We start from the raw sequence: 14,306 nt of genomic DNA on the forward strand, positions 1-14,306 counted from the left end.
TCATCGTGCCATCGCTGAAGCACTTCGCTCAATCCCTGTTCCAGTCGCAGAACCTCCTCCGGATTGGTTGGCGACTCCTCAGCTCGATCATCGAACGGCAGGAACACCTCGGCAAGGGGCTGCTCAACGCCCATTTGCCGGGCCTGGACCGCTTGCCCTCCCTCTTCCACGCCGGCGTCCTGCACCTGCGAGGAAGCTGTTACACGGGATGGATTGCTATTTCGCGGGTCCATACTATCCTCACATCAAACTGTATCGTCAAAGTCCTGCGTCAATTCAGGCAGCGGCTCATCGAGTTGAGATTCTGCCGAGAGCCCCTCGTCTTCTATCGTCAAGGGTGCCGGCTCCGGGAGGGCGCCTGCCTGGCTTTCAAAGATGCGTTTCAGAATACGATCCGAAAAATATCGCACCTTCCTCAATCGCAATGGTGGGAGACCTTTGATGAGAACGATCTCGTAGTCGTCATCGAGCAGCCGAACCTGTTCCGGACGCAACAGCGGTGCACCTTGGTGTGAATTCTGAATGTTCCAGTCGAACGTTCGCGCTTGGCTGTAGGAAATCGATTTGGCTTCAAACGTGTATTCACCGATGGCCTTGGAAATGTAGTTCGGAGTCTCGTCATCGGCAGTGGCCATGAACACTTGCAGGCCGGTATTGCTGAGAAAATTCTGCTTGCCAGCCTCACCATAGGCCCCCGTCAGTGCCGAGAGGCTTTGGATGATGAGCATGAAGCGACCCTTGTAGCCGGCGATGGTCGTAATTGCCGTCTCGATCGCCTCCAGCTTACCCAAGTGTTTGAATTCATCGAGCAGAAACAGGACTTCGTATTTTTCATCCCGGCGAGGCATCGACCGCTGTAGAATTGAAACGACTTGCTGAAAGAACAGGCGTATCAAAGGCGCGACCACCTCAAGATCGTTCGGACTAACGCAAAGATAGATGCACGTTTTGCGACGGCGAAGATCATAGACCGAAAAATCTGAGCGACTTGTCGCCGCCTTTACAGCGGGATCCGCCCACAAATTGAGCCCGCCATCGCCAAGGACGGACGTGTAGGAGGTTAGGATTTTTGTATCGTTCCCGGCCATGTCGTCGAAGATGCGTTGTGCCTCTTTGTTCCGGGTCTCCATGGCGAGTCGCGCGAAGAGCTTAAACTTCTCCCCCGGCTGGGCGAAGAGGTCATAGACGGCGCCGATTGTTGGCGTGCCCCGTTCGATGCAGGCAAGGATCCCCGCGACAAAGAGATCTCGCGCGCCGTTGACGAAACCTTCCGCGCCCTCCCCCTTCGCTGTAATGAGGTTTGCCGCCAAGCGGCGGGCCTCGGTGAATTGCTGCTGTGGAGACAGCGCAATAAGGTCCAATACCGGATTATAGCAATTCGTGCGCCGCTCAGAATCCAGCGGCGCAAATTTGAACACCTCGGCGCCGGCGGCCTGGCGCGCCCTCGAGGTAAGCTCAAAGAGCTCCCCCTTGACGTCGAGAGCTATCACCGAGCCTTTGAATGTAAGTAGCGTTGGAATGACTATGCCGACGCCCTTACCAGCACGGGTCGGTGCGACGATAAGGCTGTGAGGCTGCTCGCCATTGGTTAGGTAGTAGCCAGGCCAGAGAGGGCCAGTCGTCTTCCCAAATACCGGGCCTGTCACGCCACGGTATCGTCGCAGATAACCCGGGCGTCGCATCTCATCCACTCGCGCCCAGCGCGCCGTCCCGTGATGTTCGAGGTTGCGCCGTGTTACGATCTGCTGAATCAGCAACACGACCGCGGACGTTGAGAGCACGATAGCTACGCCCCGATAGAAGACGGGGGTTGCGAAACCCAGATAGAAGGGCGTCTCAAACCAAAAGGCACGGACGTCAAACGTCATCAAAGCCTCGCCGCCACGCCAGTGGCGGAACGTTGCATACAGACTTGCCGCGCAGAAGCCCAAGGCGAGCGAGCACGCGATGCTAAGAGCTATGTTGGGGGGCGTGTTTTTTGTTGAAGCCATCGTTCATAGCTAATGCTGCGCTTGCTTTCAGACACTGGACCGACGTCGCGCGATGTCGCCGCTCGACAGATCGATGCCGAGCGGGTGGTGCGGTGCTTGCATCGCACCACCCGGCAGACGTGGTTTTTGAAAGTTACCCTAAAGCAGTGCGCCAATGGCCAGCGAATTGGAAATGGCAAGGCCGGGAACGGAATTCGGGGAAAAAGCGTCACTTACCATGGCCGAGACCTCAACGGCCGGACCGATCTCTGCTTCTGGAGGCAGTCATTAGATCCTCTCGGGCGTGATTGTAGGCGTGGCTTATGGACTGCCCGACTTGACCACCCCGCCGCAGCTGTTCATAGGAGGTTTGCGGGCCTACTGTATCACGAACTGAAGCCGCAATGCCTGCTATGTGGCCGTCCAAATTCGCTCTCCGTTCCTCTGCTGCATGCTGCGGCGGAGGCATGTTCTGCAACAGGCCATGCAGGTCGGGAAGTAAGTTAGCTTGCGCTTGTTGATTTGCGTCTAATTGGTGATACGCGGCCACAATGGCATTTTCGGCGGTCACCTTGACCATGTGGTGCTGATGGGGGTCAGCAGCCAATTCAATGGCCTGCTCAAAAATGCGAGATTTATTTTGGTCATTAAACTTACTGAAGTTTTGCGCCACAAACATAACCCCTAGAGCTTGCTCCATTGGGTCCATGTTGCCAATGCGATTAACAAGAGCAGTCTGCTTCTGGGGCCCTAGAAAATGGCCTACATTACTAGCCGCCTGGACTTGGAACAATGCTAAATCATCCGAGTTGAACCCCAATCCGGCCGTCAATCTGTCGACCAGATCGTTGGCTGATCGTCCGAGCTGGTTGTTGCGCCTATCAAATCTGCTGAGGTCAGATTCGTGCCCGGGTGCCACGTCCTGAACGGCACGTCGCATTTGCCTCTCGGCGGATTTGAAGCTCCCAAGATCGCGTGCTGTATCGCGCGGGTTAGGGCTTACTAACCGTTCTGCAACATTGGTCAGTGGCCCGCCTGGAAGGCCATGATTGTTACGCCGTTCCTCGGCCCTCCTCCCGTCGCGGGATGAACTTCCAGCTGCACGTTTTGGTCTGCTATCCCGATCCATTGCTCGGCCTCCAAAGGCGTTTCTCTACCCCATGAGGTTACCATCCAAGCTTGGTCTGCTAAACCAATTTGGTGTTACACTTGTAGTCTCGCAGAGGTTCTCCCAGCGCTCTGGGTCACGCCGAGAGCCCATTTAACCCAAAGAATATGATGAAGTTGGGCTCAAAGGCGATGCATGTTTCGCAGCCTGACGGCACGAATGGCATGCCGACGCCGCCTCTTTCGCCTGCTCCTACCCCTCGTTGGAAAACCCCGGCATGATGTCGCCCGCAGCAGCATCTCCTTTGAGAGCAGGCCTGCATGCTCGAGCGTTTGGACGACGGCCATCGCCTTTCCAGCCGATACCCGCGGCTATCCTCCTCCCTTGGCGAGGAAATCAGCCGCGTCCTGGTCGGCAATTTGCACAGCGCCGCGCTAATAGCATTGCCATGGCACCACAGGTCGCCGCCCTTCCAGGCAAACTCGTCCTGTTTCTTGCCGCCTTGGTCGATCGCGATTTCGGCGCTTACCTCGCCACTCGATGCGCCGAGCTCTCTGCCGAAGGCAGATCGCGCTACCCCGACGCGCGTCAAGGGAAATCATGTCCCTTTGCTGTGGGCGCCGGTTCCGGTACTGAACCACACGGTCGTCATCGTGACAGGCCTCCCGACCTACCCGGATGCTACTTCCTCTACGATCTCACGGCACCGCGCGCGGACGTCGGCGACACATGCAGGCACACCCGAACAAGTGCGCATCGTAGCGGCGTTGGTGCAATTGTCGCTCGCGACAATTAGCCGTCGCCACTCGACCCACGTCGAACACCGCCAACGCACGGTTCAGCGGCAATTACAACTCCCGTAGTTGTCGCTGAGCCGTTGCCAAATCCACAGCCTCCTGATAGTCGAATCACACCGCGCGGCGCGGCCTCCAACCGGCCATCATAATCGACGCCCACCGGTCCCCATAATCGTCGCGCTACGTACCTTACCCTAGGTGATCAGAAAGGTGAAAAGATTGGGAATTTGCGGCTCCAAATCCTCCGGATCGGCTCGACATTCCGCACATGACACGCGAGAATCCACGGCATCGAACTTTGAGAGCAGCATATCAGCGCTGAGGGTCTCGCTGGGTACGCTTCCCGACAGTTTGCGATGGGGCGGAGATGTGCCTCTGGAGCAACATCAGATCCAGCAGGCCGCCTACCATATGGGAGCGTTTGTCGTCGGTGACGAGGTCACGAGCCCGAGAAGACTCGCGACGGCCGGGCAAACGGTTCACGACGTCCGCCTGCTGCTCAAGCATGGCCGGGGAAACGTTAAGGCGGACGACATTCCCTCGCACGGCCACAACGGCATCGGATCGTCGGTAGCACTGCGGGGAATAGACGCCACCAACAAGGTTGCACGGGCCGTACTCATGGGAGCGGCGGTCTGCGATCAGACCGCTCCCCTTTCCGCCATCGTCCACGCCCCACACATGGCGGCCAACGAGTTCAGTACGACCTATGCTGCTACCGTTCCAATGAAACAAATAACCGACGAAGGTGATGAGATCCCAGTCAATGCGGCTCACACCTGGAACGAACTGTGGCGCGAAAGCCGCGATACGAGCTCAACCGTGGTCATGGATGCCTGGGCCAACGGTCCCGCTGTTCGGTTGAAGGACAGCGCATGGGGCCGAGAGCCAGCCTGGCAAGGTCCTTGGTCGATGGACAAAAGCGAGGCTGAATTCCTGAAAAACCGTGTTGAGGGGTTGATTCCGCTCCTGCATCCGGACAGTGATGACGACGTTCGCAACGATTTGCGCAGGAAGCACGACGCACCCACATCCTACGACAAATATGCAGAACCACAAGTGATCTCACCCGAGTTCGCCAAAAGTGTACGCACGGCATTGTCCCGTTTTCCTGAAGACAAAAAAACGGAAATCGCATCACGGATGATTCGCGAAGCCTTCGGAATGGATCCTAATCAAAACGCAGTGCAATCAGTTCTGGTGTCTGCCAACCAACTGGACTCGCTGCCCCGGCCTCCCGTCGTGCCGTTGGAATACTCAACGGCAAGAGGATCGAATCGGCCGGTTGCTGAACCGCGGGGCGCCGCTAACGCACGAGCTGATTTAGCGTCTTCCACGAGAAGCAGAGAACGCTCGAGTCGAGGTCGATAAGCTTTGGCGGCGTCGTCACGTTGTTTAGATGTGGCCACGTGAGGGGCTATGCAGCCGGCCATTCGGGCGTCCCGCGCAAGCGTCTCGGTAGACCATGTAGCGCAGCGTCGCGCGCCATCGGGCGGCGCCTCCACGCCCATCTGTATGATGACCGCATCGACCTCTTCCTCGGGCCGGACCAGGTGATGACCACCAACCGGATCCGCGTCAGACAACCCGGTCGGGGCACAGTATCGATTTCCGGCACTTCGTCGCGAACCTGAAGCGCAAGCCCCAGGCGTTTCTGATCGTACTGTTGCGCGTGACGTCCGGACCAGGGTGAAATCGGTCGTTTGCCGCGGCGGCAGCGGCTGGAGCAGGCGGCGCTCTTCCTCCAAAAGCTTAGCCCAGCGCCGGTTCTGCTTGGCAACCTCCTTCTCGACGAAGCGGCGATAGTCCTCGATGCTGGCGAAATCGCGGCCGGCGGCGCAGAGCCTGGTCGAGGGGCCGCTTCAGGTGGCCATGAGGGGCTTCGATCGATCCGTTCTCATTGGCTTCGCCGCGGCTGTTGCGGGTGGCGCACATTCCGTAATGGCGACACAGAGCCTGGTAGCTTCGGGTGAAATCGCACTGGGCGTCGGCATCGAGGTTCTTGCAGGCGGCCGAGAGCGAGTCACTGCGGTGTTCCGCCGGCACACCACCCAGCCTCCACAGCGCATCCTGCAATGTTCCGACAAGGCGGTGAAGTTCTCTCCGCCGAATAGAGGAGTTGCTCAAGATCGATGGCATCCTGTCCGTTACCATCTTCGAGACCGTGCAGGACGAGTTCGGGGAGGATGCCGTTCCCGACGGCGTGAGGCGCACCCTTGAGCGCCGGATTGTCCGGTGGAGGGCGCTGAGCGGGGGCGAGAAGGAGATCATCTTCGCGCAGCGTCACGCGATCGGCCGACAGGGACTGTCGGACTTTACCATCTGCGACGATCTGCGCATCACCATGGGCGGCGAGTGCTTCGGCCATCGCCTCTTCCATTTCCGTCTCGCCTGTAGCGGTTGGGAACATGCAGCGGTCGTGCAACAAGGATCCGCGCCTCCATCAAAGCAAAATCGCGCGGCCACACCTGTTCGAGAGGGTCTGGCCCGGTTCGCCAGTGGCGCTCGCGCGATCCGACGCTCGCTGCGGTCGGTGATACCGGCCTTATTTGGGAACCAGTATCGATCAATGAAGCGGATGAGCTTGCTTCTGAAGTCCGCCATTTGCAGTTCGGGAATCGCACCTGATTCCTCCAAGCAAGAGCTGCAGGGTGGTTCGATCCGGCACTGATCCTTGCGCAGGGGGTTGGGTTTGAGCCGGTGCCGGACCGAACCGTCTCAGGGCAACGCCGGCTATGTCGTGGATGATTGGGGCGACCGCGGCTAAACGGTGGCGATAGTGTGTCACGGAACACCGTTTCCAACGCGCACCTGCCAAACGTGACCAGACGTTTCCGACGGCGCGGCGCAGCTCGGTTGCGGTTCGGCCGTGACCCGCGATGTTGGCTGTTGGAAGAGTACGACCGATCACAGCGGTCGGGATGAAGGATAGGGAAACACTTAAAAATAGTGATTCCGCAGCACATGCAAGCGATTCACGCACAGTGACCAGCCGCGCGGCTCGACCGGCGCGGACTCGACCAGATCCCCCTGAGGGACTGGATCATCGCCACACCTAACTCTTGACGCAAAACGCCGTGGCGCCATCGCTCTCTGTCGAGTCGACCGAGGTTCCGACAGCAATGCTGCGTTTCTGGGCGGCGGCCGCGACGACGAGATCTAAAGAATTGGGTCAATGGTGGGCTGCAGTACACGCTCATTGAACCAGCCGCCCATGCGAAAGACCAGCGAGCTATGTCGATTACAATGCCTTCTTAAAGAGGGAGACTGAGGCGGAGATCCTCTGGCAGGAGGAGATCGGGCCGGACGTGCTGGTGCAACGGCGAGTTCGAACGAAAACGACATGGTGCAGCATTTCGGCGAGCAGCTGTCCCGGTCGCCTTCACCCAACGCGGCTGGGTGCACAAGTTATTGCCCCCGCCACCTGCGCACTCCCATCTTCACCGACGCATCGCGGCCTGATCCGATGACGTCGCGCTGGTGGCATTGGCCCAGTCGATGACGGAAACCAATGCTCACGCGCCCGACGCGATCGCTATTTTCCCAAGATCTGCGATTGAGGTCGAGGTGTTGCCGCCGTTTCAGTGGGTAAGAGGGGATAAGCTATCTTCGGTAGCTTTCCGGTCAGTGAATTAAGGAAGGCAACGATCCGGTCGACTTCGTATTGCGTTAATTCTTCGCCAAGCTGCGTGGTCCCCATGGTGGCGACGGCCTGTCTCAGGTCCCAAACCTTGCCCGAATGAAAGTACGGCGCCGTGATTGCTACGTTGCGCAGCGGTGCCACGCGGAAAACATAGGAATCCTCTGGTACATTGGTGATGGCAAATCGTCCCTTGTCGTTCTCCGGCAGAACGTTGGCGCTAGGCTTCTCAACGACTCCGAACGGATAGTAGCCTTCCCCTCCAAGATTGACGCCGGAATGGCAGGACGAGCAGCCCTTTTCTATAAAAAGGGCCAGGCCCTGTTTTCCTTCGGGACCGATGGCGGTGTCATCGCCATTGAGGAAGGCGTCGAAGGGCGCCGGCGTGACCAGTGTCGCCTCGTAGTCTGCGAGTGCATTGGTTAGATTATCGAAGGTGATGGGTTCGGCCTCCCCCGGGAAAGCTGACTGGAACCACTCCATATATTGCGGCATCGATTTGAGTGTCTCGACCACTTGGTGCGATGTGTTGGCCATCTCGGCACCGCCCTGTATCGGCCCTTTGGCCTGAGCTTTCAGGTCTTCGGCGCGACCGTCCCAAAACTGCGATTTGTTGAAAACAGAGTTAAACACCGTCGGCGCGTTGCGCTGCCCCTTCTGCCAACCATGGCCAATGGAAGTTTCACGATTGTCGTCACCTCCGGTGGCCAGGTTGTGGCATGAGTTGCAAGAGAAAACGCCTGAGGACGAGAGGCGTGGATCGAAAAACAGCGCCTTGCCGAGGGCAATCTTCTCCGGCGTCCTCGGGTTGTTGGTGACCTCCGGTATGGATGGCAAGGGCTTGAAGATGGCCAGTGCCGTTTCTCTGAGGTCTGGCGGAATGGACTGCGCAGCAAAAGCTGTGGCTGCCACCAGCGCAACAGCCATCGCAGTGAATAGAAATTTCATAAATGGATTCCTTAGGATGTGCACGGAACCATTGTCCACATGCGGCCAGCGAACGCCCTGCGCTAGATCAGCGGATCGAGGGGAATCGTGCTTGGACGACAAGTTGCGATCGACTTGTGCGTCAAGTTCTGCAAAATGGCTGGCGGCGACGGGATGCGTCCGCCGAGCAGCCCCCATGTAGCGGAGCGGCGGGCGCACCGGGCCGCGCTCAGCGGCCAATGCCATCAGGCTCTCCTTCTTGTGCTCGCGAGAGATGCTCCATGTTGAGGTAGCGGGTCGCCTCGAGCCAAGTCTCATGGATCTCAACCACCAGCGCCCGAACCAGCCGCATACAGCTCTGCGGATTGGGGAACCAGCCGCATACAGCCTGCGGATTGGGAAAGATGCGCACGAAAGGGCGGGCCACCGTTCTTCGTCTCGGTGAGGTCTAGCCATAGCTAGTAAAGACGCGGGTACGATCCCAGAATTCTAATGCCATCGATCGCGGCCAACGCAGCCAGCGCCGGGTTCGTCGAAACATGTCCAGCGACATCGATGACATACTGATGGGTGTCCAGCCGCTCGCATGTCGGACGCTCATAGATGTTGAGAACGAATAAATCTTCCTTCGAGAACATCTTCAGTATATAATTGAGGTTTTGCTCTGAAACGCGGAGATGAAGTGTCGTCCGGTCGAATCCAGTCGGCGCAGGAGTCTTGCGCCCAAGCACCCACCACCGGGTTACGTTATGTAGCCCTTCTTCGATTCCTGTTCGCAAGAACTGCAGATTGTACAGCTTGGCTCCAAGTGCAGGACCAAATGCCGCTATCGAAGGAGACTTTTGCTCAGCCACGAAAGATGTCGCTCCCGTGCGGCTCTCTCGCTCAACGTTCGGCATGTTCTCGTCGAGCCACGCGGCCACCTCCTGCAAGGCTACGGGATGGCCCATTACCTTAGTGATCGTCGAGAAACTTGCATCCTCGCTTGCAATCAGGCTGTAGCTCAGGATCTTCGGATACTCGGCGATGATCCTGGGAGACCTCAAGCTCAGGATTTGATCGAGGTAAGGAGTGGTTCCGACCAGAGAGGTCGCAACTGGGGCGCATGCAACGTCGACGCAGCCCTTTTCATATGTTTCGAACAATCCATCGCTGAACGGAACGAGTTCAACTTGGTCACCAAAGATGTCCAACGTGGCTTGATGTGTCCAAGTACCCTCGGGGCCAATGTACCCGGCCCTCTTGATCCCGGAGGTGTCAATCACTGGAGGCCGCTTGAATTGCTCGTTCATCCCCCGGCCACACTGGATCGAGAGAGCGTCAGACCCACATTCCAGGAACAATCACAATGGAGAGGTTCACTGCAGAACATGAGAGCGGGGACCTGCTCCTCTTCACTCGCAAACATCTTGTTTCAGTAGGAATTAGCAGCTTCCCACAAATCTGCCCCGGTCGGCGATGGGATCCATGTTCTTGTCCGCTCTATGCGGCGGTCGGTGGCACGTCTGCCCGAATCTTGCCGGGCAGACGCAGAAAAGTTCAGCTAGCTTTGCTGAGACTGCCAGCGGAGGACTTGCCGGTACGGCGGTCCTGTTCGATCTCGTAGTTGATCTTCTGGCCCTCATTAAGGGTCGAAAGGCCCGCTCGTTCGACAGCCGAAATGTGGACGAAAACATCCTGACCACCATTGTCGGGCTGGATAAATCCAAATCCCTTGGTGCTGTTGAACCACTTTACCGTTCCGGTCGCCATAATCGTATTCCTTTGTAACCATGTCGATGTGGGCAGGCCATAAGCCAGTCCGCTTCATAGCCGAGATTTCAGGAGCAGCAAAAGCGAAAATCGCAAAAGCCCGCTCTTATCGCAAAGCGACTCGCAAGGCCCACCATGATCGCCTGTCGCCGGAAGCATCGAGCCTGGAAGCCTGCTGAGGGCTCATCCCGGCCCGGCGCTGTCCACTGATTCACTTTCTCCCAGTGAGGGTACGAGGGCGCGTCACCTTCAAAATGAGGGACGACTCACTTCGCTCGAACCTTGCACACCGCCCGGCCACCACAACCGAAGGCAATCGATAAATCTTCGGTCGCTCGCGGGACACTTTTTGCGACCTGCGGCGCGTTTGTGACCGCTCTGGTTCTGGCGGCCGACCCGACGACATCAAGGCAACGAATTTCCTGCTCTACAATGAGGCGGTCGTCATCTCCCCCATCACTGCGCCCATCGTCATCCATATGGCGTGGTACAAGATAGGCAGCGCCGACCGGCCGCCGGGAAATCCGGCATGCGCTTTATTTCGACCTCTGATGTTCAAAGCGACGGCCAATCACCCCGCCGGCGAGTTAAAACCGCGCGGTGGCCGAGACCGGCGGTCCGCACAACGCCTTCACCTTTATACCGCGTTCTACAAAAGAGTGGCGCCCTCGGCATTGGAGCAGATAATGAGCGCTCGGACGGCGTCGACGACGAATACGTATCCGCTCCGGTCCGCGATTCAGCGTTTATTACAGCCCCAGTTTCCTAGTCAGTTCCGCGTTCTCCTTGCGCAAGCGTGCCGCGAGCAGGCTCTTCAGTCGCTTGTTTTCTTCCTCAAGCGCGACGAGGTCCTTCAGATTGTCACCATCCGACGCAGGCGGCGCAGCCTTCTTCCATTTATAGTAGGTCTGTTCCGAGATGCCGGCCTGCTTTACGGCACCCTTGTGAGTGGCGCCGCCACCGATAGACTTCTCGATCTGGGCGAGCATCTGGGCACGCTCCTTTTCAGAGTAAATCTTCCGTCCGGTCCGCACGGCCGCTGCTGGTGCTTCCGTCGCCTGAGGCGCCGTATTGGCGGCATTCTTCCGGGCAGGCTGCCTAGGCTCACCCTTCGCCTTCCGCGACCGTGGTGCTTTCTTCTTTTCAGGCGTTTCCACTTTGGCTGCCGGTTCCGTTGCAGTTTCAGCGTCCAAGAGATTTGCCATAAGATGCTCCGCTCGCGGTTTGTGCATGTGTTCAGCATCAAGTGCTACGGCACTAGAGTCAATAAGGCGACCATTTGGCAACTCCATCTCCTTGAGTTCCCTTGTTGTCTCGGCCATTGCTGCGGAGAGATCGACATCGCCCCAGATGGAATGACCCCGTTTTTGAGAACTGCGCTTCTGTCTGATCTCCACCGTGAACGGTCGGGTCTGCCGCCTCATAGTTTCTTCCTTGTTGGATACGAATTGGCGCGGAAGTCGCGGCAGACACGAATGAACGTCTGGCCCTTCCGCTGTCGCCCGAGCTATATGCATCCGACGGCACGAGCAAGCCTGCTGGCTACTCACACCCTGAAGACCGTTTTCTATAAAGCCTGGGAGCAGGTAGGCTATGCCATCTCGGGCATCGACGAGGAGGTCGATATCCCAAAACATGGCAGCATGCAAAAGCTATTTCCCCGTGTGTCCGATAGTACTTGACGGCTTGCACGCAACTCAAAGAAGCTGCTCCAGAGCACCGATGATCTCGGTCCCGAAGCTCGGTCGCCGTAGCCGCAGAAGAGCAATGGGCCGATCCGTTTTGGCACCGCGCTGCTGGCCCTGCTATGGACGAGCGACGACGCAAACGCGAGTCCTTGCGCCTTGAATGACCTCGATGAAACCTTCCGCGGCCCAACTGGTCGTACGCGACGGTAACCGTGGTTCCCGAAACGCCGAGCTCATTCGCCAGCGCCGGAGGACGGCAGTTGACTGCCCCGTTCATAGACCCCGGCCAGGATCTGGTCGCGAAAAGCTTCGTAGATCTGGCGAGGGCCCAGGTCTTGCGAGCGACCTGCCGACGCGGCACGGGACTGATGGATCAACGCCGGATTGGGAATTACGTGCCCCTTATTCCACTGTTGGCCTCTGTCCGAAAAAAGGCGCCGTTAACGAAATTTTTTAACCCTCCAATGCTTAATCCCGAAACTGGAGGCGTGAGCTGATCAATGGGTGACTCAAGCATAAGCGCGTTTCCGCTGCATCGTCGGCGGAAATTGGTCGAAGGTATCGCCCGGGTTCTGGAATCCAAGAACGGGGAGGACGCCAATGCCTTCTGGCGCAGCACCGTGAAGACAATTCTCGTCCAACTGTCCCAATTAGGAATTGCACCGGGGCTCGCTGAACAGGAAATTGGAACGCTTCTCCGTGCTATCTTAGCCGATATAGCCACCCGGTCTGCGAAAGTCGAACAATAGCATCGGCTCACGCGCAAGGATTGCAGGCAGCGCCGGTGGCCGCGCCCACCTCCATTTCCGAGGTTCGCGCCCTCGACGAGGCGGCTCGCGGTCGGTTACGTGAAGCCGGCGATCTGGGTGACGACGTGCGTCTGACGGTCGAGCGCGGCGAGCGCAACTTCGCCAGCGGGGACCGCGTTATGTTCCTACGCAACGAGCGCGGCCTTGACGTCAAAAACGGCATGCTCGGGACGATCGAGCAGGTCAGCGCGCAATTCATGACCGTGCGCACCGATCACGAGCGTAGCGTCTCGTTCGACCTAAAGGATTATGACCGCATCGATCACGGCTATGCCGCGACCATCCACAAGGCGCAGGGCATGACCGTGGACCGCACCCATGTGCTGGCGACGCCGGGCATGGACGCCCATGGCAGCTACGTCGCCCTGTCGCGGCACCGTGACGGCACGGACCTGCACTATGACCGCGACGATTTCACCGATCGGGACCGGCTCACCCGCACCGGTCGCGCGACCGGGCCAAGGACATGCGTCAGATTATGAGCGCGCCGGTTCGGCGCAGCGCCATGCCTAGCGGCGGGGAATCACGTTCCGCGAGCGTGTTGCCGACATCGTGCGCAAGGTCGTGGCTGAACGGCTACGCAATATGTTCGATGGCCGGCGCCCTCCGGCAGATGGCGCTCCCAACTTTGACGCCACGCGCAGGCCGGAAAGAGAGGAAGTGCGCCTCGAATCCGCCGCGGCAGCGAGAGAGACCGCCGAGGACGGGCAAGCGGCGTTGCGGAGAGCCCGAACCGATGCGCTCGTGCGTCATGCCCGCGCCGTGGACGCGATATTCAACGACGACGGTGCCGGCAAAGAGGCCAGCCCCGATGCTGTCGCGCGAACTGGCCGACGCCCGAAAGTCTTCGACGAGGTGCGGCCCCATGGCTGGCGCGATGCTGAGGCGGCTTACGTCAAGACTCGGAGCGTGTCGGCGAGGCCGCTGCCGGACGGATCAACCGCGTCATCCGTGCTCTCCAGCTTGAAACCGAAATCCGCACCGGTCCGAGCCGCCGTGCCGACCGCTTCGTGGAACGCTGGCACGAACTCGATCGGACCAGCCAGCATCAGTATCGGGCGGCGACATGCCCGGTTACAAGGCCACGCGATCGGCGAGGGGCGACATGGCCAAAAACGTCGAACGCGATCCGCAGCTTGAATCCATCCTCGCCAACCGTAAGGGGCACCTCGGCATCGCCTTCGAATCAGGTCGTCGTCTCGGCCTGGAACTCGCCTTCAATCACGGCATCGACATCGGAAGACGCCGGAGCATCGGACAGTAGACCCGTCCGATTAACCGCCGTCTCTACGTCGGGCTACGACGACGCGCAAAACCCTCTTGCGCGCCCATAACTGTCCGTCCTTTCTGGATCAAGAGCAGCCAGAAACAGCCGGCAGGAGGCAGCACGACCATGCCCGAACCAGACCGTATCATTCGCCTGAAAACCGTCCTTTCCCGGACCGGTCTGTCCCGATCTACAATCTATCGCAAGATCGCCGAAGGCACCTTCCCGCGCCAGATCCAAATCAGTGTCCACGGTTCAGGCTGGCATGAATCCGACATCAGTCGCTGGATCACCAATCCCGTTTCGTGGCGTCCGCAAGACCAAGGCGACAAGTTCTGATGAGGGTCC

Annotated in this window: 12 protein-coding genes and 5 pseudogenes; 7 read left to right on the top strand and 10 right to left on the bottom strand. The window is 58.8% G+C overall.

The window, feature by feature from the left end; genetic code table 11:
- The 3 genes from CK224_RS31680 to CK224_RS23995 form a co-directional block, all read right to left on the bottom strand.
- The coding region (locus CK224_RS31680) for a hypothetical protein (protein ID WP_141245861.1) at positions 1–233 on the bottom strand (233 nt) is incomplete at its 3' end.
- Between the two features lie 12 nt (positions 234–245).
- Positions 246–1,991, bottom strand: a complete 1,746-nt coding sequence (virD4, locus tag CK224_RS23990; protein ID WP_095783480.1) for a type IV secretion system ATPase VirD4 — start codon at positions 1,989–1,991, stop codon at positions 246–248.
- Between the two features lie 229 nt (positions 1,992–2,220).
- Positions 2,221–2,910 carry a hypothetical protein gene (locus CK224_RS23995; protein ID WP_245426171.1) on the bottom strand — a complete coding sequence of 230 codons (690 nt, stop codon included), beginning with the start codon at positions 2,908–2,910 and terminating at the stop codon, positions 2,221–2,223.
- A gap of 1,334 nt (positions 2,911–4,244) precedes the next feature.
- Between CK224_RS23995 and CK224_RS31490 the strand changes: the two genes are divergently transcribed.
- Entirely contained in the window at positions 4,245–5,246 is a 1,002-nt protein-coding gene (locus CK224_RS31490; RefSeq protein ID WP_176478007.1) for a type III secretion protein, read from the top strand.
- Positions 5,247–5,566: 320 nt separating this feature from the next.
- On the opposite strand, the pseudogene CK224_RS24010 reads toward CK224_RS31490, so the two are convergent.
- A pseudogene (locus CK224_RS24010) lies at positions 5,567–5,989 on the bottom strand (IS21 family transposase); the annotation flags it as partial.
- On the opposite strand from CK224_RS24010, the pseudogene CK224_RS32020 reads away from it, so the two are divergent.
- Both CK224_RS32020 and CK224_RS30910 read left to right on the top strand, forming a co-directional pair.
- Positions 5,983–6,297 (top strand): annotated as a pseudogene (locus tag CK224_RS32020) (IS21 family transposase); the annotation flags it as partial. The pseudogenes CK224_RS24010 and CK224_RS32020 overlap by 7 nt on opposite strands.
- A 921-nt stretch (positions 6,298–7,218) precedes the next feature.
- The gene (locus CK224_RS30910) at positions 7,219–7,377 is read left to right on the top strand and encodes a hypothetical protein (protein ID WP_141245863.1); all 159 of its coding nucleotides are present in this window, start codon (positions 7,219–7,221) and stop codon (positions 7,375–7,377) included.
- A gap of 33 nt (positions 7,378–7,410) precedes the next feature.
- On the opposite strand, the gene CK224_RS24020 is transcribed toward CK224_RS30910, so the two are convergent.
- From CK224_RS24020 to CK224_RS24040, 5 genes and pseudogenes are all read right to left on the bottom strand, one after another.
- Positions 7,411–8,463 carry a cytochrome-c peroxidase gene (locus CK224_RS24020; RefSeq protein WP_095783593.1) on the bottom strand — a complete coding sequence of 351 codons (1,053 nt, stop codon included), beginning with the start codon at positions 8,461–8,463 and terminating at the stop codon, positions 7,411–7,413.
- 213 nt (positions 8,464–8,676) lie between these two features.
- A pseudogene (locus tag CK224_RS24025) lies at positions 8,677–8,815 on the bottom strand (IS256 family transposase); the annotation flags it as partial.
- An 85-nt stretch (positions 8,816–8,900) separates the two neighbouring features.
- The gene (locus tag CK224_RS24030) at positions 8,901–9,734 is read right to left on the bottom strand and encodes a prephenate dehydratase domain-containing protein (protein WP_141245864.1); all 834 of its coding nucleotides are present in this window, start codon (positions 9,732–9,734) and stop codon (positions 8,901–8,903) included.
- Positions 9,735–9,981: 247 nt separating this feature from the next.
- A complete protein-coding gene (locus CK224_RS24035; protein ID WP_067318763.1) occupies positions 9,982–10,194 on the bottom strand; it encodes a cold-shock protein in 213 nt (70 codons plus the stop codon).
- 749 nt (positions 10,195–10,943) lie between these two features.
- Entirely contained in the window at positions 10,944–11,618 is a 675-nt protein-coding gene (locus CK224_RS24040; RefSeq protein WP_245330157.1) for a transposase, read from the bottom strand.
- Positions 11,619–11,669: 51 nt separating this feature from the next.
- Between CK224_RS24040 and CK224_RS31495 the strand changes: the two genes are divergently transcribed.
- On the top strand, positions 11,670–11,876 hold the full coding sequence (locus CK224_RS31495; RefSeq protein ID WP_176478008.1) for a hypothetical protein: 207 nt from the start codon (positions 11,670–11,672) through the stop codon (positions 11,874–11,876).
- 44 nt (positions 11,877–11,920) lie between these two features.
- On the opposite strand, the pseudogene CK224_RS32030 reads toward CK224_RS31495, so the two are convergent.
- Positions 11,921–12,259: pseudogene (locus CK224_RS32030) on the bottom strand (winged helix-turn-helix domain-containing protein); the annotation flags it as partial.
- A 123-nt stretch (positions 12,260–12,382) separates the two neighbouring features.
- On the opposite strand from CK224_RS32030, the gene CK224_RS32035 reads away from it, so the two are divergent.
- From CK224_RS32035 to CK224_RS24060, 3 genes and pseudogenes are all read left to right on the top strand, one after another.
- Positions 12,383–12,631 (top strand): DUF6074 family protein, encoded by a 249-nt coding sequence (locus CK224_RS32035; RefSeq protein WP_067003870.1) that lies wholly within the window; start codon positions 12,383–12,385, stop codon positions 12,629–12,631.
- A 59-nt stretch (positions 12,632–12,690) separates the two neighbouring features.
- Positions 12,691–13,955: pseudogene (locus CK224_RS24055) on the top strand (Ti-type conjugative transfer relaxase TraA); the annotation flags it as partial.
- A 129-nt stretch (positions 13,956–14,084) separates the two neighbouring features.
- A complete protein-coding gene (locus CK224_RS24060; RefSeq protein WP_082953618.1) occupies positions 14,085–14,297 on the top strand; it encodes an AlpA family transcriptional regulator in 213 nt (70 codons plus the stop codon).
- Positions 14,298–14,306 lie beyond the last annotated feature (9 nt).

It is taken from the genome of Mesorhizobium sp. WSM3862, assembly GCF_002294985.1.
GTDB lineage: Bacteria > Pseudomonadota > Alphaproteobacteria > Rhizobiales > Rhizobiaceae > Mesorhizobium.

What these genes read in the sequence shown, in the direction of transcription:
- virD4 (WP_095783480.1), bottom strand. Translation starts at nt 1,991, where the DNA reads ATGGCTTCAACAAAAAACACGCCCCCCAACATAGCTCTTAGCATCGCG.
- CK224_RS23995 (WP_245426171.1), bottom strand. Translation starts at nt 2,910, where the DNA reads ATGCGACGTGCCGTTCAGGACGTGGCACCCGGGCACGAATCTGACCTC.
- CK224_RS30910 (WP_141245863.1), top strand. Translation starts at nt 7,219, where the DNA reads ATGGTGCAGCATTTCGGCGAGCAGCTGTCCCGGTCGCCTTCACCCAAC.
- CK224_RS24020 (WP_095783593.1), bottom strand. Translation starts at nt 8,463, where the DNA reads ATGAAATTTCTATTCACTGCGATGGCTGTTGCGCTGGTGGCAGCCACA.
- CK224_RS24030 (WP_141245864.1), bottom strand. Translation starts at nt 9,734, where the DNA reads ATGAACGAGCAATTCAAGCGGCCTCCAGTGATTGACACCTCCGGGATC.
- CK224_RS24035 (WP_067318763.1), bottom strand. Translation starts at nt 10,194, where the DNA reads ATGGCGACCGGAACGGTAAAGTGGTTCAACAGCACCAAGGGATTTGGA.
- CK224_RS24040 (WP_245330157.1), bottom strand. Translation starts at nt 11,618, where the DNA reads ATGAGGCGGCAGACCCGACCGTTCACGGTGGAGATCAGACAGAAGCGC.
- CK224_RS31495 (WP_176478008.1), top strand. Translation starts at nt 11,670, where the DNA reads ATGAACGTCTGGCCCTTCCGCTGTCGCCCGAGCTATATGCATCCGACG.
- CK224_RS32035 (WP_067003870.1), top strand. Translation starts at nt 12,383, where the DNA reads ATGGGTGACTCAAGCATAAGCGCGTTTCCGCTGCATCGTCGGCGGAAA.
- CK224_RS24060 (WP_082953618.1), top strand. Translation starts at nt 14,085, where the DNA reads ATGCCCGAACCAGACCGTATCATTCGCCTGAAAACCGTCCTTTCCCGG.